Origin of the sequence: Rhizobium sp. B230/85 (genome assembly GCF_019355735.1) — a bacterium.
Lineage (GTDB): Bacteria > Pseudomonadota > Alphaproteobacteria > Rhizobiales > Rhizobiaceae > Rhizobium > Rhizobium rhododendri.
Genome location: NZ_CP072158.1, coordinates 187,063 through 208,950, shown reverse-complemented (window position 1 = coordinate 208,950; position 21,888 = coordinate 187,063). Strand labels below are relative to the sequence as shown.

Below are 21,888 nucleotides of genomic sequence, written 5' to 3'. Positions count from 1 at the left end.
CGTTTAGGAAGGTCCTGCCTTTGGCAGAAACACAAGCCGCACTCGACCGCAAGCGCATCAACGAACTGATGGCAGCGGTCGCCGAGCATCGGGACGTGGATTCGTACGAGATGCTGTACAAGTATTTCGTACCGAAGGTCCGCTCCTATATGTTCAAGATCGGCGGCGATCGCATCATGGCTGAAGAAATGGCGCAGGAAGCCATGTTGTCCGTGTGGCGAAAAGCCAACCAGTTCGATCCGGAAAGGGGCGCTGCCTCGACCTGGATTTACACGATCGCCCGAAACGTTCGCATCGATGCGTTGCGTCGTGGGCCCCGACCGGATTTCGACCCGAACGACCCGGCCTTCGTTCCCGACGATACGCCTGCCGCCGATGTCGCGTTCGACAAGGAGCAGGATGCCGACAGGCTCAGGCGGGCGATGGCCTCGCTGAAGCCGGACGAAATCAAGGCGCTGAAGATGTCTTTCTTCGAGGACATGGCGCATCCGGCAATTGCCGCTTCGCTGGGCATCCCCATCGGGACTGTTAAATCAAGGATAAGGAATGCATGTCTGAAGCTGCGCAACATACTCAAGGACGATTGATCGTCGTGCATCACCTCGGTGACGAACTGCTGATGTCCCATGCTGCGGGAACGCTGTCGGAGGGATGGAACATCGGGGTCGCGACGCATCTGTCGTTCTGCCCCGGCTGTCGCGAGCGCCTGGCCGAGTTCGAGACGATAGGCGGATATTTTCTCGAGTGCGAGGAAGTCACGCCCGCCGAACCGGTCGCCTGGGAAGACATGAAGAAGCGCATGGAAATTCCCGAGCAACCGTCGGTGCCCGCGCCGAGACGCTCGGATCCGCTGCTTCCGCAGCCGCTGCTCTCCTACGTGGATGCCGCTGGCGGACTGAAGTGGCGCTCGCTCGGCAGCGGCGCATCGCAGATGAAGATACCGACATCCGACCCGAGCACCATCGTCAGGCTCCTGAAGATACCGGCCGGCAAGCCCGTTCCCGAACATGGACATCGCGGCCGGGAACTGACGCTGGTGCTGGCCGGCAGCTTTGGTGATTCGGTTTCCGTCTTCAACCGCGGCGACGTGGAGCTCGCCGACGACGAACTGACGCATCAGCCGGCGGCAACGCCGGGGGAAGACTGCATCTGCCTTGCCATCACGGAAGCCCCCCTGCGGTTTACCAGTCGCATCCTGCGTTTCATCCAGCCTTTCATCGGCATCTAGAGGCCGGAGAAGCCGTTTGCTGCGGCTTCGTATGCCCGACGCTTCGCTTCTGGATATCCACAAAGCGGCGTCGGTTCCACACGGCTGCTCAGTCTCATTTGCTTTCTTTTACGGAAAAGTCTGGAACCCGGATGGCCGGAAATGTATGAGGGGCTAAATTAGAGCGGCGGGACATATCATTGGTGGCAAGTGTGGGACAGCCAGGTCGTAAAGCAGCCTGCGCATGCGTGGCTATTATGCGTCCTTTGGCAATCGTGGCGACCCTGTTGCTGCTTTCCGGCTGCGGTGGGCGCCTGATCGGAGTCATGACGCCGAGCGGCACAGTCGTCAGGGGCACCTCGCAGGTCCGCCTGCTGGCAGCAACCACGAGAGCGCCGTCTGACGACAAGGCCATCCTGTTAAGCGGCGAGCGCGGCAGCGACCTGAAGATCGATGCGATCACCGTCTCCATTCCGCCCGAAGCCAACCGCACGGTTGGCCAGGTACAATGGCCGGCGCGCCTGCCTGCCAATCCGCTCAAGGATTTCTCGACCGTCAATGTCGTGCCCCTCGTCTCGAAGGCGGAAGACGAACGCTGGTTGAAGCAGAATCTTACGAAAAGCCATCGCGCGCTTGTCTTCGTGCATGGATTCAACAATCGCTACGAGGATGCCGTCTATCGCTTCGCACAGATCGTCCACGATTCCGGCGCAGATGTCGTTCCTGTTGTCTTCACATGGCCATCACGCGCCAGCATTTTCGATTATAACTACGACAAGAAAAGCACCAACTATTCTCGCGACGCGCTGGAGGATCTGCTGCGGCGGATCAGCGCCGATCCGTCGATCAGCGAAGTCACCGTGATGGCCCATTCGATGGGGACCTGGCTGGCGGTGGAAGCGCTTCGTCAAATGGCGATCCGCGATGGCAGGACACTGCCGAAGATCAAGAACGTCATTCTTGCCTCTCCCGATCTCGACGTCGATGTTTTCAGCCGGCAGTTTCTCGCACTGGGAAAGAACCCGCCACATTTCACGCTGTTCGTATCCCAGGATGACCGGGCACTCAGCGTGTCCAGACGCATTTCAGGCAATGTCGATCGTCTCGGCCAGGTGGATGCCAATGCCGAGCCTTACCGCACCCAGTTCGAAAAAGCCGGTATCAGCGTTATCGACCTAACCAAGCTAAAATCCGGCGACAGCCTGAACCACGGCAAATTTGCCGAGAGCGCCGACGTGGTCAAGTTGATCGGCCAACGGCTGATATCCGGGCAGACCATCACCGATTCCGATGTCGGTCTCGGCGAGGCCGTCGGCGCCGTGGCGCTCGGTGTTTCCAACACCGTTGGCAATGCGGCAAGCGTCGCCGTCAGCGCGCCGATTGCCGTGTTCGATCCGCGCACGCGGCGCAACTATGGTGAGCAGGTTCAGCGCCTCGGCCGATCGGTCGGCAACACGCTGGGATCCGTTGGCGATACCGCAGGCGCTGCAGGATTTCCCCAGGATACCAACCAGTCGGGCAAGCCATGCCCCGCCAACCAATCGGACCGCCGCCCGGGCTGCCCAAACTGAGGTTCGGCCCGTAGTCCGATATTGGAAAAACTTGCCCAGTCAGCGCGAGATCGCGTAGGCAGCAGCGACATCACCGAGTACGGAGAGTGCCAGCGTATTGGCGTCCCGGGCCTTGGCGATCACGCCGATCGGCGCCTTGATCCGGTCGATGGCAGCTTGCTCGTATCCAAGCTCTTTCAGCGCCGCCGAGCGCCGCTCGTGGGTTTTGCTGCTGCCGAGGGCACCAATGTAAAACGGATTTCCGTCCAGCGCTGCACGAAGGACCGGCAGTTCGAGATCGAGATCGTGGTGCAGGAGGACAACCGCCATATCGTGGTCGGGCAACGCACCGCCCAGCAAATTTGCACCATCTTCCCGGCGGACGACCTCATAGCCGGTGGAGGCTGCGAGTTTGGCCGTGCGCTCGGCCTCGATGGACCTGCCGCTCAGCAACAGGCGAGGACGCGGACGATAGCCTCTCGACAAATGCTCTCCGTCCCAGGCATCCTTGGCCGGAAAGGCTGCAACCTCGAGTGACTGCGCGCCAGCATCGTACCTGAGCCCCATGCGACGCCGAGATTTCAGGCCTTCCAGCACGCTGCGCAGACTGAGATTGTCCCTGAGCACATGGATTGCCAGCGTGATACCACCGCCGCAAGGCAGGACGATATCGAAGAACCGTGACCCTTCCCCCAGGCGCAAGAACCGGTCATTGCCGCCAGCGATGGCCTGCAGGGCCTCCGCCGCGACCGCCGCCTCCGTACATCCGCCCGAGACGTAGCCGCAGTAAAGGCCGTCCCGGCGAACTGCCATCTGGGCACCGAGCGCTCGCGCTGCACCGCCACGGATCTCGACCAGGGTGACAAGCGCCGTCTCGAAGCCTTCGTCGACGGAGTCGGCCGCGAATTGCAGGATCTCCTGGGCGGCGTCGGTCATGAATGCCATTTGCGGCATCGATATTTCGGGTCTGGTGAGCACAAGCGACATTGATTGATCTCTGGCCTCGGACGCGAGCCCGGAATTGACGAGGTTTCTGTAGTGGTTGAAAATTAAACTACAGCTTCGACGATAGGTTCCGAACTCCCCCGTTGCAAACTCACTCTGTCATGATGCCTTGCCCGACCCGGCACCGACCGCGGGCACGAGCCATCCATGCCGATGACGCCTCAGATTTGAGGCCGCGTCAACACGTCGTCTGCAGATTGTGCGCCGGTTGACTGCGAACGATGGATCAAACGGCAGCTGTCATCGAATTGGCCAGCAACAGCGTTGCTTCGAACATGACGCGGGCGCCCGTCACGATGTGCTCTGGGGCAACATATTCCGCCTCGTTGTGGCTCAAGCCATCGCGGCAGGGGACGAAAATCATCGCCGACGGGGCTACGCGGGCGAGGAACAGGGCGTCATGAAAGGCGCCGGAGACCATACGCTTGGATGTCAGTGAAAGGCTTGTCGCTGCCGCCTCGACGGCACCGGTGACGATAGGCGAGAAGGTCGCCGACGGCATATCGAAGGTCTGGAGGATGCTGCAGCTACATCTCTCGGCAATGGCTCGACTGTCGCAGACACTGCGGACCTCGGCCTCGATGCCATCCAGCCTGTTTGGGTCGGGATGGCGGATATCGACGCTGAAGGCAACCGAGTCCGGAATGGCGTTTATGGAGCCCGGATGGATGGCTATCCGACCGACGGTCAACCGCGCATGCGCATCGTTGTGCATCACGGTTGCCTGCAACTCGTGCAGGGCGGAAGCGGCTGCCACCATCGGATCGCGTCTATAGGCAAGAGCCGTGGTGCCGGCGTGTCCAGCCTGTCCGGAGAACGTCACCTGCAGCCAGCGCGTGCCCTGCACACCGGTGACGACGCCGATAGGAATATTTTCCGCCTCCAGGGATGGCCCCTGTTCGATGTGCAATTCGAGATAACGCGACACCGGCGTGCCGAGCGGGCGCATCGTGGCTTCCGGCAGCGCCGAGAGAGTGGCGGCGAGTTCGTCGGCAAAGGAGCCACCGTCGGCACCTGAAAGAGAGTCCCACTCTGCGGGGTCGGCGGCGCCGGCAAAGGCCATCGAGCCCATCGCCCCAGGCGAAAATCGGCTGCCCTCTTCGTTGGTCCAGGCGACGACTTCGACCGGAACCTCGGTATCTACGTCGAAATCTTCCAGCGATTCCAGTACCTCGAACGCCGACAGTGTGCCCAGCGCACCATCGAACCGGCCGCCCGTCGGCTGGCTGTCGAGGTGACTTCCGATCAGCACCGGCGCATGCACCGCGTTGCGGCCTTCCCGCCGGATGAACAGATTGGCCATGCTGTCCTGGAAAACGCCGAAACCGCGTGCCAGCGCGAGTTCCGCCAGCAGCCGGCGAGCCTGGCGATCGCCATCGCTCAGCGCCTGGCGGTTGACACCACCGGCAGGCGTGGCTCCGATTGCGGCAAAGGCCTGCATTCGGGCCAGCAACCGTTTGCCGTTGATGGAAGCCGATGTCACGCCCTGATGCCCGCTATGAATGACTGGACGCGCGACAGTTCGACCGGGTTCCACCAGACGCCGTCATACTTCAGCGAACTTGCGACGATGACACCGTCGACGATGCCGAGAATGTCGTTGACGTTGTCGGGCGTGACGCCGCTGCCCACCAATGTCGGCAGGCCGGCGGCCTCCTTGATCATCCTGATGTAGCCGAGGTCAGCTGCATGGCCCGTGCGCTGTCCGGTGGCGATAATCGCATCGGCGTCGAAGAACACGAGATCCTTGACCTGCTCCTCGACCGGACGGTCAGCAACGATAGCATGGGCGCCGTGCTTGACATGGGCATCGGCGAAAATACGGATTCCGTTGGCACGCAACTTGGCGCGGAACCGCATGGCGCGCGCGGCCTCGCCCTCGATGAAGCCTTCATTGGCGACATAGGCGTTGGCCCATTGATTGACGCGAACGAAGCCGGCACCCGAGGCGCTGGCAATCGACAGCGCCGGGATCGAGGCGTTGGCCAACACGTTGATGCCGATGGGTCGGCCGAGTTCGCGGCGGATGCGGTCGGAAACCACAGACATGTAGGCCGACGTTTCCGGGCCGATATCGTCCGGCTTGGCAAAGGGAATGTCGCCGTGGTTCTCGACGATCACACCGTCGCATCCGCCGTGCAGATAGGCTTTTGCGTCATCGAGGCCGCGCTGGTAGATCGCTTCCACCGTCTCGCCGTCGTAGCGGGGCGATCCCGGCAGCGGCATCAGATGGACGACACCGATGACGGCCTTGGGCTTTCCGAACAGGGAGACCAGCACGTTGTCGGCAACCTGGCCGATGCGGTTCGTAGGGGCTGTCATGTGTTTTCCGTTTCCATTTCCATATCGATAAGGTGTGCCATCTCCTGCTGGCTGGGGCAGGACTGCATTGTACCGGTGCGGCCGACGGACAGTGCCGCAGCAGCCGTGGCAATGCGGACGGCATGACCGAGTGGGATCTTTTGCGCAAGACATCCGGCGACACAGCCGCAAAAGACATCGCCCGCACCGCTGGTATCGACGACATCGGCGCGCAGGCCTTCGACCCAGTCCGGCGCGCCTCCCGCCCTGTCGACAACAAGGCAACCGCGCGCGCCGAGCGTAATGACGACGGAGCCTGCGCCCCGGGAGATGAGATCACGGGCGGCCTCCCGCGGATCGGCATGCCCCGAAATCTCGGCAGCCTCACCCTCGTTGACAATCACGATATCGGCCGCCGCAAGGTCCGGACTGCTGCCCGGTGCGAGTGGGCTTGGATTGAACACTGTCGTTGCCCCGCTCGCCTTGGCGGCCTTCAGACAGGCGATTGTCACATCGGCGCGCAGGTTTCCCTGCAACAGCACGATATCCTGATCCCCGATCGAGGCCGCGAGGCCGGTTTGAAGCAGGGGATCAAAGGCCTCAGCGCATGTGACGCCGCTGACGATAATGTTTTCACCGCTGGCATCGACCATGATCGTGGAGCGGTCGGTCGGCAGCTCCAGGGCCGGCATCAGTGCTGTGTCGAATTCCTCCGACAGCATCTCGCGGATGGTTCTGGCCGCAGCATCCGTGCCGGTGGCAGCGAGAAAGTCGACCGGAGCACCTGTCCGGGCGGCCGCGACCGCCTGGTTGGCCCCTTTGCCGCCGATGCCATCGCTATGGCCGTCGGCATTCAGCGTTTCCCCCGGCCGCGCAAAACGGTCGAGGCGGAACGTGGTGTCGATGCAGACATTGCCGACGACGTGGACGCGCATGGATCAATCCTTGGTGGTTGCCCAGGCCAGCATCTGCTCGAACAGGGTCTTGTAGCCGCTCCACGCGATGAAGCTCTGCGGCAGCCAGTGGGGGCCGACATCCGATGTCCAGGCGACGGTCCGACCCTTGCCGTAAGAGCCGGCAACCAGCAGCGGCAGCGAACCATAGTCCGTCGAAACGGTCGCCAAAACTTCGGCACCGGGCTTCACCGTAACTTCGTTGAAACCGAGCAGGATTGGCCAGTCCTTGCCGAGACCCTTGAGGATGGGGTGGTCCTCTGAACCGTTGACCGCCGGTGCAAAGCCTTCCGGTACCTCGACGCGGTCATCGACCGAGAGGCAATCGACCGGCAGCACATCCTCGATCGGCGTATTGTGATAGCGGGCGCCGCCATTGATACCCTGGAAGCTGTAGTAGCCGCCGAACATCAGCAGGCCACCGCCGTTGCCGACGTAGTCGCGCAGCAGGCGCAGGCGGTTTGGGGTCGGCTTGGAATGGATCCATGTATCGGGATGCAGCAGCAGCGTGTTGGCGCCGATATCCGACAGAACGATGGCATCGTAGGCCGAAAGCGCCTCGATGGTCTGCGGGAAATCCCGCTGGGCCTCATGGGCCGGCATGAAGGTGACGTCGAAATCGCTGTCCTTCAGGGCGGTCAGCAACTCGTCGGCGCCGGTGTGGTAGGTGACGGTCGGGAACTGGTCGAAGCCCTTGATGTGGGTGGCGGTCGACACCCAGGATTCGCCGGCGAGAAGAACCTTCTTCTTGGGCATGCTTTACTCCTTCGATAGATTGCGATTGCGGCTCAGGTGGCCGCGGAAAAAACCGATTTCGGATTATCGACCAGCATCCGGTCGATGGAGGCCTGATCGACGCCGTGGCGCTTCAGCCGCGGCACGAAATGCTTGAGGATGAAGCCATATCCGAACCCGCCATAGCGGGTCAGCATGATCTTCAGGAACACGTCTTGCGACAGCAGCAGCCGGTCGACGAAACCCATGTCGATCAGCGAGCGCAGAGCGCGGGCATTCTCCTCGTCGGACGGCGACTGTGCATCCTGGTCGGCATAGTAATAGTCCATGCCGATCATGTCGTATTCCAGGAAGGCGCCGCGCTCGGCGAGGCTCTTCTGGTAGGGCAGGTCGCTGTGGCTGGGGTTCATATGGCAGAGCACAGTGTGCCTGAGATCGGCCCCTTCCTCCTCGACGACGTCGAGCACCTTGTGAGCGAGCCGCTCCCAGCCGGGCAGGTGGATGGTCAGGGGCAGGCCGGTGATCCGCGATGCGCGCGCCGAGGCCTGCAGCGACTTCAGCTCCTCGGAGGTGAAGTCCTTGCTGACGCCGACCTCACCGATAATGCCGGCCATGATTTCCGGCTGCGTCTCGCCACCACCGACATCGTTGACGATGAACTCAGTCACCGCCTCGACATCCATAGCCTTCAGCCATTCCGGATGCGTATGCTGCAGATAGAAGCCGGTGCCCATGATGATCTTCATGCCGGACATGCGCGATATACGGGCGAGCTTCGGGGGGTCGCGGCCGATGCCGATATTCGTCGCCTCGACGACGGTATGGCCACCGAGCGCCTGGAACTTCTTCAGTTCCGTGAGCGCCAAGTCGCTGTCGTCGAGCGAGACGTTGTCGCGGTTCATGTAGGGGTTCATCCTGAGCTCGCCGACGATCTCGATATTGACCGGCTGCTCGGCGATCAGCTTTTCGTCGGGATGGCACGGGCATTTCCAGGTGCTGGCGCCGTCGAGCAGGATGTGCTCGTGCATCAGCGTGACCCCGAGGTCGTCCACCGCGACAGGCCCGAGCACCGTCATCGCCGTGCCGGAGCGCACACCGATCCCCGCGCGTTCGACGGGCTTTGTATCGAACAGGTGATCCATGTCTCAGCGGCTCCTCACGGCACCCTTGAAGATGCGGAAATTCAGCCAGATGGCGATCAGGATGATGGAGCCGGTCACGATTGGCGTCAGGAAGGGAGACATGTGCGCAAGGATCAAGCCGTTGGCAATGACCGCGACGGTGAGGGCGCCGAGTACGGTGCCGAGGATCGTGCCGCGACCGCCGAACAGGCTGGTGCCGCCGAGCACCACCGCGGCGATGACATCCAGTTCGAAGCCTTGGCCGGCATTCGACGAACCGGAACCCAGACGGGCAGCAAGGATGATGCCGGCAGCAGCTGCAGCGGTGCCGGAAATTACGTAGACCAGCAGCGTCGTCAGGCGGGTGTTGACGCCGGCGCGGCGCACTGCCTCGGCATTGGCCCCGACGCCGGTCACATAGCGACCGAACGGCGTCTGGTTGAAGACGATAAAACTGACGACGAGAATGACGAGAGCGATCAGCGCCGGCACGGGGACACCGAGGAACCAGGCCCGGCCGAGAGCGGTGAACGGGTTTTCCGCATCGACCGGGATCGAATAGCCGCCGGTGATTAGCAGGGCGAGCCCGCGAATTACCGAGAGGCCGGCCAACGTGACGATGAAGGACGGGATGCGCTCATAGGCGATGAAGAAGCCCTGCAGCGCACCGACGAAGCCGCCGAGGGCCAGCATCAGCACTACGACCACAGGCCACGGAATGCCCGCCTGCAACGAGGCCGCCGAGAGCGTCGATGTCAGCGCCAACACGGAGCCGACGGAGAGATCGATGCCACCCGTTGTGATGACGAATGTCATAGCAGCGGCGACGATCAGCAGCGGTGCCGACTGGCGCACGACGTTGAGCAGATTGGGCGCCGTCAGGAAAGCGCCTGTTGCAACCGAGAAGACGATACAGACGACGAGGAAGAACAGCGCAATCGAGATGATGCTGCCATTCGCCATCGCCTTGTCGCGCAGCCGGGTCTTGTGGACGCGCGGCGGTGCAGCGGCGTGCAGGGAGGGTTCGGTAGTGGAGACGGTCATGCCGGGATCCCCTGGTCTTTGTGGCCGGCGGAGCGGGCGTTGAACTTGCGGCCGACAATCAGGTTGACGACCTCTTCGATGCTGGTGTCCTCGATCCGCCGCTCTGCAACGTTGCGGCCCTCGTACATCACTTGGATGCGGTCGCAGACGAGGAACAGGTCCTGCAGCCGATGGGTGATGAGGATGACGCTGACGCCGCGAGCGCTGACCGTGCGGATCAATTCGAGCACGGCCTCGACCTCGGCAACGGCAAGCGCTGCCGTCGGCTCGTCCATGATCAGGACCGAAGGATTGAAGGACGCCGCACGGCCGATGGCGATCGACTGACGCTGTCCGCCGGAGAGATTTTCAACCTTCAGCCGCGTATCGGCAATGACGATGCCAAGCCGCTCGAGCATGTCGCGGGCCTCGTCGTGCATTTTCCTGTTGTCGAGGAACGGGACGCCGGCGATGTGTCGCCGCGGCTCGCGACCGAGGAATATGTTGCCGGCAACGTCGACGCTGTCGCAGAGCGAGAGGTCCTGGTAGACCATCTCGACGCGTGCAGCACGGGAATCGGCCGGCGAGGCGAAGCTGACGGTCTTGCCGTCTATCTCGATGGTGCCAGCGTCCGGAATAACGGCGCCAGAGAGTACCTTGCTCAGGGTCGACTTGCCCGCCCCGTTGTCGCCGACGAGACCGAGGACTTCTCCCGGCTTCAGGTTCAGCGACACATTGTCGAGGGTCTGGATCGTGTTGTAGCGCTTGGAGATACCGGTCATCCTGACGCGGTAGGTATCGGCATTGGTCATATGATTTCACCTGACAGGGAGCGTTGCTCCACGGCTGTCAATTTGACCGCGGCTGTTGCCGGCCGCGGTCACACGGTTCGGGAGATCTTACTTGAACATGTCCTTGAACTTGTCGACATTGTCCTTGGTGACAATGGTGACCGGGACGTTGATGATCTTGTCGACCGAGCCGCCCTTGGAGATCTTGTCGAGCGCTTCGACGGCAGCCTTGCCTTCGCCGGCCGGATCCTGCTGGATAACGCCCGCAACCCAACCGGCATCGATGCCTTCGATCGCCTGCTTGGTGAGGTCCCAACCGAATACCTTGATGTCCCCGGTGCGACCCTGGCTGGTGACGGCCGACACGGCGCCGAGCAGGGCCGGTTCGCCGGTGGCATAGAGCGTCGTCATGTCGGGATTGGCGGTCATCAGGTTTTCAGCGGCGCTCAAGGCCACGTCCTGGACATTCTGGCCATCGACGGTGTCGAGGAAGGTGACCTTCTCGCCGCTGTCGGTAACAGCCTTCTTGAAGCCGTCGAGGCGCTGGTTCTGGATGAACGAATTGAGTGCGCCGACGACGCCGATCTTGGCCGACCCCTTCATGTTGGCCTTGACGTAGTCCGCATAGAACTTGCCGATATCGCTGCCGGCCTTGGTATTGTCGACGCCGACGAAGGCAATGTTATCGCCGTCGGGGATCTGCGCATCGATGGCGATGACCGGGATGCCGGCTTTCTTGGCGGCAGTGACGGCCGGCTTGACGCCGTTGACGTCGATGGCGACGAGGATGATACCGTCGACCTTCTGGGTGATGTAATTTTCGATTGCGTCGTTCTGGGCGCTGGGGACGTTGTTGGCGTTGAAGATAACCAGGTCGGCGCCGGCGGTCTTGGCCGCAGCCTTGGCGCCGTCATTGATCTGGTTGAAGAACAGCGCCTGCTGGTTGATGGTGACGAGCGCGAACGTCTTGGCGGAGGCTGCGGCCGAGCCGACGGCCATCGTCACCGCGATGGCTGCCGTGCAGGCCATCAGATATCTGGAAAATCGCATGTAGTTCCCCTTTTCGGATAGGCCCGTGACCGGGCTCATTGGCTTCAAGCCCAATCATAATTCAAGAGACTTGAATGATTGTCAAGATACTTGAATTAGCTTTAGCCGCCGAAATGAAGAACCTCCCGGAAGCTAGAAGGTCGCCGGTGTGTTGACCCAGAAAATACTGGCACGCTCGCTGCCGACGTTGCGGTACCAGTGCGGCATTTCCGATTTGAAGACGAAACTATCGCCTTGCGCAAGCCGAAAGGTCCGTTCGCCGACCATCAACTCGATTTCCCCGGCGAGGAGATATCCGACTTCCTCGCCCGCATGCTGGATGGGACCGGCACTCTCGCCGCCGGCCTCGATGTGATGGATGTTGCACTGAAGCAGGTGGCCTGCAGAATAGGGGATGACGCGCTCGAGGGAAATGCCTTCGCCACGGCGCAGCGGATCGAGCGCGATCAGCGGCCTGTCGCCGGCCCGGAAGATGATACCCTCGTCGCCGTCGGCCTCCTCGAACATCCAGCCGATATTGGTGCCAAGCACCCCCACCAGCCGGTGCAGCATCGGCAACGATGGCGACGCCTTGCCGTTCTCGATCTTCGACAACAGGCTTTCCGAGCAGTCCGCAGCTGTCGACAGCGCCTTCAGCGTCATTCCCAATGTCTGCCGCGCCAGCCGCAGCCGCACGCCGAGTTGCGAAGGAGCGAAGGTCTGACCGTCGTGGGCTGCCGGTTTATCCATCTTGTTCATCTGCAGTGCCAGGCCGTTGTCGTGAAGTACCGATGAGGCAGCTTACGGGACGAGCGCGCCGTCTGTCCAGAGATTGCGTTGCGGCGAGAAAAGGCTCGATTGCCCTTCCACCGGCGGCGATCAGGCGGGTAATGGGAGATCGTTTCGACAGCACAAAATTACCCTTGAAAGCATAATAGTTCTCTGGTCGCACGATGCATAATCGGCATAATCCCGGCCAGACAAGAGTACCGAACGATCCGCCGAGGAGAGGCGGGGGGACGCGAGCCTGCAGCGATGCGAGGCCGCTGGAGACGACGGGCGAGGTTGCAGCGGATGCAGTCGCGCATCGTTCGCTTGACAGACAGGGTGAGGATCATGAGTTTCAAAATCGCAATTATCGGCGCAGGCAGTGTCGGCTTCACGAAGAAGCTTTTCACCGACATCCTTTGCATTCCGGAGTTCCACGACGTCGAATTCGCGCTGACGGACCTCAGCGAACACAATCTCGGGATGATCAAGGCGATCCTCGATCGCATCGTCGAAAGCAGCAAGCTGCCGACCCGGGTGACCGCCACGACCAATCGCCGCGAGGCGATCGAGGGTGCCCGCTACATCATCAGCTGCGTGCGCGTCGGCGGCCTCGAAGCCTATGCCGACGATATCCGCATCCCTTTGAAATACGGCATCGACCAGTGCGTTGGCGATACGATCTGCGCCGGCGGAATTCTTTACGGCCAGCGCAATATTCCTGTCATACTCGATTTCTGCAAGGATATCCGCGAGGTTGCCGAGCCAGGTGCGAAGTTCCTGAACTACGCCAACCCGATGGCGATGAACACCTGGGCGGCTATCGAATACGGCAAGGTCGACACCGTCGGCCTCTGCCACGGCGTCCAGCACGGCGCGGAACAGATCGCCGAAGTGCTTGGAGCCACGTCCAAGGACGAACTGGACTACATCTGCTCGGGCATCAACCACCAGACCTGGTTCGTCGACCTCAGGCTCAGGGGCCGCAAGATCGGCAAGGACGAATTGGTCGCCGCTTTCGAAGCGCATCCCGTCTTCTCGCAGCAGGAAAAGCTGCGCATCGACGTGCTGAAGCGCTTCGGGGTCTATTCGACCGAGAGCAACGGCCATCTGTCCGAATACCTGCCGTGGTACCGCAAGCGGCCTGAAGAGATCGGCAAGTGGATCGACATGTCGGACTGGATCCACGGCGAGACCGGCGGCTACCTGCGCCACTCGACGGAGACGCGCAACTGGTTCGAAACCGAATTCGACCAGATCCTCGAATCCGCTTCCGCACCGATAGATCCGGCCCGCCGCTCCAACGAGCATGCGAGCCATATCCTCGAAGCGCTGGAGACCAACCGGGTCTATCGCGGACACTTCAACGTCAAGAACAATGGCATCATTACCAATCTGCCGGCCGATGCGATTATCGAGTCGCCCGGCTTCGTCGATCGCTTCGGCATCAACATGGTGGCCAGCATCACGCTGCCGGAAGCTTGCGCCGCCACCTGCATCGCCTCGATCAACGTCCAGCGGATGTCTGTCCATGCTGCCGTCACCGGCGACATCGACCTTTTGAAGCTGGCCGTCTTGCACGATCCGCTCGTCGGTGCTGTCTCGACGCCGGAAGAGGTCTGGCAGATGGTCGACGAAATGGTGGTCGCCCAGGCGCGCTGGTTGCCGCAATATGCCGATGCCATCGAGCCTGCGAAGGAAAGGCTTTCGCGATCGAAGGTCAAGACAGGCGACTGGAAGGGCGCGGCGACACGCAATGTCCGGTCGATCGAGGAACTGCGCGTAGAAAAGGCCAGCCTGAAACAGGCCAGTTGAGATTGCAGGGACGAACGGCGGCGGAGCGCTTGAGGAGAGGCGCCCGCTCATACCGTACGCCCTGATTTGGAGGAGCGGAGCTGTCTTTGAAGGAGGCAGTTCACGACAAGGGGAGAGACAATGAGCCATTTCCGATCCATCAGCCTGGCAGCGGGTCTGGCGCTTGCGGCGTCCGTCATCGCGATGAACGCCCATGCCGCCGAGCCGACAATTGCGCCGGTCGCGCCGACTTTTCCGGCCGAAGGCAAGATTAAGTATGTCGCGCGCGACTCCATCCTCGAATTCAAGGCGCTGCCCGAATATCACGAGCCGGACTGGATGACGGAAAAGTTCGTCAAGACCGGCAAGCTGCCGCCCGTCAAGGACCGCCTGCCGAAGGAGCCGATGGTCTACAAGACCGGCAACATGACCGACGGCATCGGCGTCTACGGCGACACGCTGCGCCATGTCATCGGCGGCCGGCCGGAAGGCTGGAACTACGGTGCAGGCCAGAGCCAGGGCTGGGGCGGCATCGATATCGGCCTGTCCGAATGCCTGACGCGCACCGCGCCGCTGTTCCAGGTCGAGGCAAAGGATACCGAGCCGCTGCCGAACCTTGCCAAGAGCTGGGACTGGTCGCCGGATGGCCACAAGCTGACCATGCACCTGATCGAGGGCGCCAAATGGTCCGACGGCGTCGCCTTCAACGCTGACGACGTGATGTTCTATTGGGACGACGAAGTGGTGGACCCCAACGTCTCGCCGCTGAACGGCGCCACGCCCGAGACATTCGGGGTCGGCACGACGCTCAAGAAGGTCGATGACTACACTATCGAGTGGACGTTCAAGGAAGCATTCCCGCGGCAATATCTGTTCGCCATGGCCTACGGCACCTTCTGCCCGGGTCCGTCGCATATCCTGAAGCCGCAGCATCCGAAATACTCGAAGAACACCTACGACCAATTCAAGAATGCCTTCCCGCCGGAATTCATGAACATGCCTGTGATGGGCGCCTGGGTGCCGGTCGAATACCGCCCTGACGACATCATCGTCATGCGCCGCAATCCCTATTACTGGAAGGTCGACGAGAAGGGTAACCAGCTGCCCTATCTCAACGAGGCCCACTACAAGCTCTCGACATGGGCGGATCGCGACGTGCAGGCCGTGGCCGGCTCCGGCGATATCTCCAACCTCGAGCAGCCTGAAAATTTCGTCGCCTCGCTGAAACGGGCTGCCCAACCGGATGCACCGGCGCGCCTCGCCTTCGGTCCGCGCCTGACGGGCTATAACCTCTCCATGAACTTCTCCGCCAACGGCTGGGGACAGCCGGATGCACGCGAGCAGGCCATCCGCGAACTGAACCGCAATCTCGACTTCCGCAAGGCGGTGACGATGGCGCTCGATCGCAAGGCCATCGGCGAGTCCCTGGTCAAGGGGCCGTTCACGGCGATCTATCCCGGCGGGCTCTCCTCCGGCACCAGCTTTTACGACCGCCAGTCCACGGTTTACTACCCTTATGATCTCGCCGCAGCCAAGGCCGAACTCGCCAAGGCCGGGCTGAAGGATACCGATGGCGACGGCATCGTCAACTTTCCGGCTGGCACTGCAGGCGGCAAGGATGTCGAGATCGTGCTGCTGGTCAACAACGACTACGGCACCGACAAGAGCCTTGCCGAGGGCGTGATCGCCCAGATGGAGAAGCTCGGGATCCGCGTGATCCTCAACTCACAGACCGGCACCAAGCGCGACGACGCCAATTACGCCGGTCGTTTTGACTGGATGATCATGCGCAATCACACCGAACTGTCTTCGGTGGTCCAGAACACCGAGCAGCTTGCGCCAATCGGCCCACGGACGAGCTTCCATCATCGGTCGCCGGAAAGCGGCGAACTCGACCTGATGCCCTTCGAGCAGCAGCTTGTCGATGTCGTCCGCAAGTTCATCACCACCCAGGACAACGATGAGCGCACCAGCCTGATGAAGCAGTACCAGAAGATCTACACCGAAAACGTCAACACCGTCGGCCTGACCGAGTATCCGGGTGCGCTCATCATCAACAAGCGCTTCTCGAACATTCCCCAGGGAACGCCGATCTTCATGTTCAACTGGGCGGAGGACGCGATCATCCGCGAGCGCATCTTCGTGGCGGCCGACAAGCAGGGTAAATACGAGCTCTTCCCGCAACAACTGCCGGGCGCGCCGGGCGGCAAGGGGCCGATAGACTAGCCTCCCAAGGCAGTGAGATATCCGGCCGCAGAGCAAGGCGGCCGGATATCTCTGAAACATGCAGTCCGTTCCACAAACCCGAACTGTCAGACGGCAACAAGAGAAGCGAAAAATCCCATGTTGCGATTTCTAATGGTCCGCATCGCCTCGGCGATACCGATCCTGTTCATCCTCAGCCTGGTGACCTTCACCATCATCCAGGCGCCGCCGGGCGACTACGCCGACTATATCCGCTCGCAGGCTATGAACCAGGGCGGCGCCTCCTTCGCGCAGGCCGATGCGCAGGCGCAGGCCTATCGCACTGAGCACGGCCTCGATAAATCGCTGCCGGTGCAATACCTGAACTGGATCGGCGGCATCGTCACCCGCGGCGATTTCGGCTACAGCATGTATTACAACAAGCCGGTGGCCGATGTGGTCGGCGAGCGTCTTCCGAGAACGCTGATCCTGGCGCTTGTCTGTCATATCCTCGCTTCGATCCTCGGTATTTCCTTCGGCATCATCGCCGCCACCCGCCAGTATAGCTGGATCGACAGCGTGCTGTCGGCGGTCGCCTTCCTCGGCATGACGGTGCCGCGCTTCCTGATGGCATTGATTATCGTCTATCTGCTGGTCTTCCAGCTCAATGTCGCGGAAATCGGCAGCTTCTATTCGCCGCAATATGGCGGCGCACCGTGGTCCTTCGCCAAACTCGGAGACCTCATCCATCACGTCTGGCCGGTCGTCGCCATCGCCACTTTCGGCGGCCTCGCCTACAACATGCGCATCATGCGCGGTAATCTGCTGGATACGCTGAATGCCCAGTATGTCGAGACTGCACGCGCCAAGGGATTGAGCGGCGCTGCCGTCGTCATGCGCCACGCAGTGCCGAATGCACTGCATCCGCTGGTCATGTACCAGGGCGTCGTGCTGCCCTACATGCTCACCGGCGAGATCGAGACGGCGATTATCTTCGCGCTCCCGACCGTCGGCCCGGCCATTGTCGGGTCTATGGCCGTTGGTGACGTCTATGTCACGGCGACCTTCATGATGGTGCTGTCGGCCACCCTGATCGTCGGCAACATCATCGCCGACCTGCTGCTGGCCCTGCTCGATCCCCGCGTTCGCCAACAGGGAGGAGCTTTCTGATGGGTGCCTTCATCAAAACGGACTTGCCCCAGCCAGTCGTCGAACCTCAGGTCGAAAAGGTCAAGCTGAGAGGCGGCAACGAGAGTTACCCGGCCCTCGTCTGGCGCCGGCTGAAGCGCTCGTGGACAGGCATGGGCGGCTTGGTTCTGGTCGCACTGCTGCTACTGATGTCGATCTTCGCCGAATTCGTGGCGCCGATGGATCCGAAGGCCACTGACAGCGGCTTCGCACCGCCGCAGATCATCAGCTTCCACGACAAGGATGGCGGCCTTGTGCTCCAGCCACGCGTTTACGCGCTTGCTGAAACCGATGCCCTCGACCCCGTCACGTTCCAGCCCGTCGTCGGTCCGGACTACAACAATCCGCGACTGATCGGCCTGTTCGTCAAGGGTGACAGCTACGACCTGTTCGGCCTGATCCCCGGCGACCGCCATCTGTTCGGCTCGACGGATGGACAGGCGGTGCATTTCCTCGGCACCGACAAGTTCGGCCGCGACGTGCTGTCGCGCGCCATCTACGGATCGCGCGTGTCGCTGATGATCGCGCTCACCGTCGTGTTCATCGTCACCGTCGTCGGCACGACTGTTGGCATGGTGTCCGGCTATTTCGGCGGCACGTTCGATGCCTGGATGCAGCGCTTCGTCGACCTCGTGCTGGCCTTTCCGCAACTGCCGCTCTATCTGGCGCTGACGTCGCTGATCCCGGTCACCGCGCCGACCAATGTCTTCCTCGCCTTCGTCATCTTCGTCATGTCGGCACTCGGCTGGGCGCAGATGTCGCGCGAGGTGCGCGGCAAGACGCTGGCGCTCGCCCGCATCGACTATGTCCGGGCGGCAATGGCCGTCGGCGCCACCGACCGGCGCATCATCATGCAGCACATTTTCCCCAACGTCATGAGCCATGTCATCGTCTCAGTGACGCTCGCCATCCCGAGCGTCGTGCTGCTCGAATCCTTCCTTGGCTTCCTCGGTTTCGCCGTCAAGCCGCCGCTGATCTCCTGGGGCCTGATGCTGCAGGATACCTCGACCTATTCGGTCATTGGCTCCTATCCCTGGATCCTCACCCCCGTCGCCTTCGTGCTCGTCACCGTCTTTGCGTTCAATGCGCTCGGCGACGGTCTGCGCGATGCTGTCGATCCCTACTGAAGGAAGACGCTCCATGCCTCTTTCCGTCTTCGAAAATTTCGCTCCCGTGCTGCGGCTCGATCATCCGGGCCGAACGACAGCGCCGATCATCGATGCCCGCAATGTCGCGGTCAATTTCAAGGTCGAGGACGGTATCGTCGAGGCCGTAAAGGATATCTCCTTTCAACTCTACCGTGGCGAGACCATTGCGATCGTCGGCGAATCCGGGTCCGGCAAGTCCGTCACCGCCCGCACCGTCATGGGCCTGCTCACCAAGCGCGCCGTCGTCGCACCGCAGTCGACCGTCGCCTATGACGGGCGAAACGTGCTGAAATTCTCCGAGCGCGAACGCCGCAAGCTGCGCGGTGACCGGATCTCGATGATCTTCCAGGAGCCGATGAGTTCGCTCAACCCGATCTACACCATCGGCAGCCAGATCGTCGAAGCCATCCGCGTCCATCGCCGGGTCAGCCGGCAGGATGCCTACAAGCGGGCGCTCGAACTACTGGAAAAGGTACAGATTCCGGACCCGAAGGCCCGGCTCAACCAATATCCGCATCAACTTTCGGGCGGCCAGCGGCAGCGGGTGATGATCGCAATGGCACTTGCCAACGATCCGGACTTGCTGATCGCCGACGAGCCGACGACAGCGCTCGACGTCACGGTGCAGGCGCAGATCCTCAACCTGATCCGCGACCTGCAGAAGCAACTCGGCATGGCGGTGATCCTGATTACCCACGACCTGACAGTGGTCAAACAGTTTTCCGACTACGTCTACGTGATGCAGCTTGGCGAAATGCGCGAGCACAACACGACGGCGCAGCTGTTCGCCAATCCGCAGCACCCGTACACCCGCCATCTGCTCGGCTCCGAGCCGAAGGGGCACGCCAAGCCGCTGCCGGAAGGCTGCGAGCCGATCCTCGAAGCCAAGTCCGTGCGCGTTTCCTTCATGCTGAAGCACGGCACCTTCTTCAAGCCGGAGATGCGCGAGCTGGTAGCCGTCGGCGGCCTCGACCTCGAATTGCGCCGGCATGAAACGCTGGGCATCGTTGGCGAATCCGGCTCCGGCAAGACCACGTTCGGGCAAGCGCTGCTGCGGCTGATCAATGCCGATAGCGGGGAGATCTATTTCGACCGCCAGCCGATCCACGATCATTCGCGCAACAACATGCGGCCCCTGCGCTCACGCATGCAGATCGTCTTCCAGGATCCGTTTTCATCGCTCAATCCGCGCATGCCGGTCGGGCAGATCATCGAGGAGGGGCTGATCGTCAACAACATCGGCGCCAACAAGGCGGAACGGCTGGCGCGGGTGAAGGAGGCACTGGTATCGGCCGGCATGCCGTCGAACATCCTGTCGCGCTTCCCGCATGAATTTTCCGGTGGCCAGCGCCAGCGCATCGCCATCGCGCGGGCCATCGCTCTCGAGCCGGAATTCATCCTGCTCGACGAACCGACATCGGCGCTGGACCTTTCTGTCCAGGCCCAGATCATCGACCTGCTGCGCAAGCTGCAGGACGAGCGCGGCCTCAGCTATCTCTTTATTTCGCACGATCTGAAAGTCGTGCGCGCTCTTTGCCATCGCGTGATCGTCATGCAGAATGGCAATATCGTCGAGCAGGGCCCCGTCGAAGACGTCCTCTCCCACCCCAAGACCGCCTACACCGAACGGCTCGTCAAAGCCGCATTCGAGGTAGCTTGAACATTTTTTGTCCGGAGGCTTACATGGCAAACAACCCCAAAATCACTTTCATCGGCGCCGGTTCGACCGTCTTCATGAAGAATATCATCGGCGACGTGCTGCAGCGTCCCGCGCTCTCGGGCGCCAAGATCGCGCTGATGGATCTCAATCCACAGCGTCTCGAAGAGAGCGCCATCGTCGCCCGCAAGCTGGCCTCCACGCTGGGCGCCTCGGCCACGGTCGAAACCTTTACCGATCAGCGCCGGGCGCTGGACAAGGCGGATTTCGTCGTCGTCGCCTTCCAGATCGGCGGTTATGAACCCTGCACCGTGACCGACTTCGAGGTGCCGAAGAAATATGGCCTGCGCCAGACCATCGCCGATACGCTGGGCGTCGGCGGCATCATGCGCGGCCTGCGCACCGTCCCGCATCTGTGGAAGATCTGCGAAGACATGCTGGCCGTCTGCCCGGACGCGATCCTGCTGCAATATGTCAACCCGATGGCGATCAACACCTGGGCGATCTCCGAGAAATACCCGACCATCAGGCAGGTTGGCCTCTGCCACTCCGTGCAGGGCACGGCGATGGAACTCGCCGAAGATCTTGAGATCCCCTACGACGAAATCCGCTACCGCTCGGCGGGCATCAACCACATGGCCTTCTTCCTGAAGTTCGAGCATCGCCAGCCGGATGGCTCCTATCGCGATCTTTATCCGGACCTGTTGCGCGGCTATGGCGAAGGCCGTGCACCGAAACCGACATGGAACCCACGCTGCCCGAACAAGGTGCGCTACGAGATGCTGACGCGGCTCGGATATTTCGTCACCGAGAGCTCGGAGCATTTCGCGGAGTACACACCCTATTTCATCAAGGAAGGTCGCGAGGACCTGATCGAGAAATTCGGCATTCCGCTCGATGAATATCCGAAACGCTGCATCGAGCAGATCGCCAAGTGGCAAAGCCAGGCGGATACATACCGGAGCGCCGACAAGATCGAAGTCGCGCAGTCGAAGGAATACGCCTCGTCGATCATCAACTCGGTCTGGACCGGCGAACCCTCGGTGATCTACGGCAACGTCCGCAACAATGGCTGCATTACCTCGCTGCCCAACAATTGCGCCGCCGAAGTTCCCTGCCTCGTCGATGCCTCAGGCATCCAGCCGACCTATATCGGCGCCCTGCCACCGCAGCTGACAGCGCTGATGCGGACCAACATCAATGTCCAGGAACTCACGGTCCAGGCGCTGATGACGGAGAACCGCGAGCACATCTACCATGCGGCCATGATGGACCCGCACACAGCCGCCGAACTCGATCTCGACCAGATCTGGTCGCTGGTCGACGACCTGCTGGCAGCCCACGGCGAATGGCTGCCGGAATGGGCCCGCACCAAAAAAGCCGCGCAGGCGGCCTGATCTACCGCTCTCCTCCCCGAAGAATGGGCGTCGCAGC

At 61.8% G+C, this 21,888-nt stretch carries 19 protein-coding genes; 9 read left to right on the top strand and 10 right to left on the bottom strand.

The features are described from left to right. The first annotated feature begins 20 nt into the window (after positions 1–20). From J5289_RS26070 to J5289_RS26060, 3 genes are all read left to right on the top strand, one after another. Positions 21–587: a sigma-70 family RNA polymerase sigma factor gene (locus tag J5289_RS26070; RefSeq protein ID WP_224128004.1), complete on the top strand. Its 567-nt coding sequence runs from the start codon at positions 21–23 to the stop codon at positions 585–587. After that, on the top strand, positions 551–1,228 hold the full coding sequence (locus tag J5289_RS26065) for a ChrR family anti-sigma-E factor (protein WP_247749364.1): 678 nt from the start codon (positions 551–553) through the stop codon (positions 1,226–1,228). The genes J5289_RS26070 and J5289_RS26065 overlap by 37 nt, the downstream gene beginning before the upstream one ends. Before the next feature lie 236 nt (positions 1,229–1,464). After that, entirely contained in the window at positions 1,465–2,778 is a 1,314-nt protein-coding gene (locus J5289_RS26060; RefSeq protein WP_209207546.1) for an alpha/beta hydrolase, read from the top strand. A gap of 39 nt (positions 2,779–2,817) precedes the next feature. Here J5289_RS26060 and J5289_RS26055 read toward each other — a convergent pair whose 3' ends face one another. The 10 genes from J5289_RS26055 to J5289_RS26010 form a co-directional block, all read right to left on the bottom strand. Next, positions 2,818–3,702 (bottom strand): XdhC family protein, encoded by an 885-nt coding sequence (locus J5289_RS26055; RefSeq protein ID WP_280636346.1) that lies wholly within the window; start codon positions 3,700–3,702, stop codon positions 2,818–2,820. A gap of 286 nt (positions 3,703–3,988) precedes the next feature. Continuing rightward, a complete protein-coding gene (locus tag J5289_RS26050) occupies positions 3,989–5,203 on the bottom strand; it encodes a Zn-dependent hydrolase (protein ID WP_209185711.1) in 1,215 nt (404 codons plus the stop codon). A 38-nt stretch (positions 5,204–5,241) separates the two neighbouring features. Continuing rightward, complete coding sequence (locus tag J5289_RS26045) at positions 5,242–6,084, bottom strand: BtpA/SgcQ family protein (protein WP_209185520.1); 843 nt, start codon at positions 6,082–6,084, stop codon at positions 5,242–5,244. Further along, on the bottom strand, positions 6,081–6,998 hold the full coding sequence (locus tag J5289_RS26040; RefSeq protein WP_209185521.1) for a ribokinase: 918 nt from the start codon (positions 6,996–6,998) through the stop codon (positions 6,081–6,083). Before J5289_RS26040 ends, J5289_RS26045 begins: the two co-directional genes overlap by 4 nt. Positions 6,999–7,001: 3 nt before the next feature. Continuing rightward, positions 7,002–7,772, bottom strand: a complete 771-nt coding sequence (locus J5289_RS26035) for a glutamine amidotransferase (RefSeq protein WP_142829388.1) — start codon at positions 7,770–7,772, stop codon at positions 7,002–7,004. A 32-nt stretch (positions 7,773–7,804) separates the two neighbouring features. Next, entirely contained in the window at positions 7,805–8,893 is a 1,089-nt protein-coding gene (locus J5289_RS26030) for a phosphotriesterase (RefSeq protein WP_209185522.1), read from the bottom strand. Positions 8,894–8,896: 3 nt separating this feature from the next. Then, on the bottom strand, positions 8,897–9,835 hold the full coding sequence (locus J5289_RS26025) for an ABC transporter permease (RefSeq protein ID WP_257623520.1): 939 nt from the start codon (positions 9,833–9,835) through the stop codon (positions 8,897–8,899). Positions 9,836–9,912: 77 nt separating this feature from the next. After that, positions 9,913–10,707: an ATP-binding cassette domain-containing protein gene (locus J5289_RS26020; RefSeq protein WP_142829394.1), complete on the bottom strand. Its 795-nt coding sequence runs from the start codon at positions 10,705–10,707 to the stop codon at positions 9,913–9,915. An 87-nt stretch (positions 10,708–10,794) separates the two neighbouring features. Beyond that, positions 10,795–11,736 (bottom strand): substrate-binding domain-containing protein, encoded by a 942-nt coding sequence (locus J5289_RS26015; RefSeq protein WP_209185524.1) that lies wholly within the window; start codon positions 11,734–11,736, stop codon positions 10,795–10,797. 132 nt (positions 11,737–11,868) lie between these two features. Beyond that, the gene (locus tag J5289_RS26010) at positions 11,869–12,474 is read right to left on the bottom strand and encodes a cupin domain-containing protein (RefSeq protein WP_142829398.1); all 606 of its coding nucleotides are present in this window, start codon (positions 12,472–12,474) and stop codon (positions 11,869–11,871) included. A 357-nt stretch (positions 12,475–12,831) separates the two neighbouring features. Between J5289_RS26010 and J5289_RS26005 the strand changes: the two genes are divergently transcribed. The 6 genes from J5289_RS26005 to J5289_RS25980 all read left to right on the top strand — a co-directional run bounded on the left by J5289_RS26005 (position 12,832) and on the right by J5289_RS25980 (position 21,851). Beyond that, positions 12,832–14,298 carry an alpha-glucosidase/alpha-galactosidase gene (locus J5289_RS26005; RefSeq protein ID WP_209185525.1) on the top strand — a complete coding sequence of 489 codons (1,467 nt, stop codon included), beginning with the start codon at positions 12,832–12,834 and terminating at the stop codon, positions 14,296–14,298. Positions 14,299–14,418: 120 nt separating this feature from the next. Then, on the top strand, positions 14,419–16,503 hold the full coding sequence (locus J5289_RS26000) for an ABC transporter substrate-binding protein (protein WP_209185526.1): 2,085 nt from the start codon (positions 14,419–14,421) through the stop codon (positions 16,501–16,503). A 117-nt stretch (positions 16,504–16,620) separates the two neighbouring features. Beyond that, a complete protein-coding gene (locus J5289_RS25995; protein WP_142829403.1) occupies positions 16,621–17,631 on the top strand; it encodes an ABC transporter permease in 1,011 nt (336 codons plus the stop codon). Beyond that, the gene (locus tag J5289_RS25990; protein ID WP_247749362.1) at positions 17,631–18,776 is read left to right on the top strand and encodes an ABC transporter permease; all 1,146 of its coding nucleotides are present in this window, start codon (positions 17,631–17,633) and stop codon (positions 18,774–18,776) included. The genes J5289_RS25995 and J5289_RS25990 overlap by 1 nt, the downstream gene beginning before the upstream one ends. Before the next feature lie 13 nt (positions 18,777–18,789). Further along, positions 18,790–20,457 (top strand): ABC transporter ATP-binding protein, encoded by a 1,668-nt coding sequence (locus J5289_RS25985; RefSeq protein WP_209207545.1) that lies wholly within the window; start codon positions 18,790–18,792, stop codon positions 20,455–20,457. A 23-nt stretch (positions 20,458–20,480) separates the two neighbouring features. Further along, positions 20,481–21,851: an alpha-glucosidase/alpha-galactosidase gene (locus tag J5289_RS25980; protein WP_209185528.1), complete on the top strand. Its 1,371-nt coding sequence runs from the start codon at positions 20,481–20,483 to the stop codon at positions 21,849–21,851. Positions 21,852–21,888 lie beyond the last annotated feature (37 nt).

Coding starts and splice junctions, on each gene's coding strand:
- J5289_RS26065 (WP_247749364.1), top strand. CDS start 551: ATGTCTGAAGCTGCGCAACATACTCAAGGACGATTGATCGTCGTGCAT.
- J5289_RS26005 (WP_209185525.1), top strand. CDS start 12,832: ATGAGTTTCAAAATCGCAATTATCGGCGCAGGCAGTGTCGGCTTCACG.
- J5289_RS25985 (WP_209207545.1), top strand. CDS start 18,790: ATGCCTCTTTCCGTCTTCGAAAATTTCGCTCCCGTGCTGCGGCTCGAT.
- J5289_RS25995 (WP_142829403.1), top strand. CDS start 16,621: ATGTTGCGATTTCTAATGGTCCGCATCGCCTCGGCGATACCGATCCTG.
- J5289_RS26010 (WP_142829398.1), bottom strand. CDS start 12,474: ATGAACAAGATGGATAAACCGGCAGCCCACGACGGTCAGACCTTCGCT.
- J5289_RS25980 (WP_209185528.1), top strand. CDS start 20,481: ATGGCAAACAACCCCAAAATCACTTTCATCGGCGCCGGTTCGACCGTC.
- J5289_RS25990 (WP_247749362.1), top strand. CDS start 17,631: ATGGGTGCCTTCATCAAAACGGACTTGCCCCAGCCAGTCGTCGAACCT.
- J5289_RS26000 (WP_209185526.1), top strand. CDS start 14,419: ATGAGCCATTTCCGATCCATCAGCCTGGCAGCGGGTCTGGCGCTTGCG.
- J5289_RS26015 (WP_209185524.1), bottom strand. CDS start 11,736: ATGCGATTTTCCAGATATCTGATGGCCTGCACGGCAGCCATCGCGGTG.
- J5289_RS26035 (WP_142829388.1), bottom strand. CDS start 7,772: ATGCCCAAGAAGAAGGTTCTTCTCGCCGGCGAATCCTGGGTGTCGACC.
- J5289_RS26020 (WP_142829394.1), bottom strand. CDS start 10,707: ATGACCAATGCCGATACCTACCGCGTCAGGATGACCGGTATCTCCAAG.
- J5289_RS26055 (WP_280636346.1), bottom strand. CDS start 3,702: ATGGCATTCATGACCGACGCCGCCCAGGAGATCCTGCAATTCGCGGCC.
- J5289_RS26050 (WP_209185711.1), bottom strand. CDS start 5,203: ATGCAGGCCTTTGCCGCAATCGGAGCCACGCCTGCCGGTGGTGTCAAC.
- J5289_RS26030 (WP_209185522.1), bottom strand. CDS start 8,893: ATGGATCACCTGTTCGATACAAAGCCCGTCGAACGCGCGGGGATCGGT.
- J5289_RS26045 (WP_209185520.1), bottom strand. CDS start 6,084: ATGACAGCCCCTACGAACCGCATCGGCCAGGTTGCCGACAACGTGCTG.
- J5289_RS26040 (WP_209185521.1), bottom strand. CDS start 6,998: ATGCGCGTCCACGTCGTCGGCAATGTCTGCATCGACACCACGTTCCGC.
- J5289_RS26025 (WP_257623520.1), bottom strand. CDS start 9,835: ATGGCGAATGGCAGCATCATCTCGATTGCGCTGTTCTTCCTCGTCGTC.
- J5289_RS26060 (WP_209207546.1), top strand. CDS start 1,465: ATGCGTCCTTTGGCAATCGTGGCGACCCTGTTGCTGCTTTCCGGCTGC.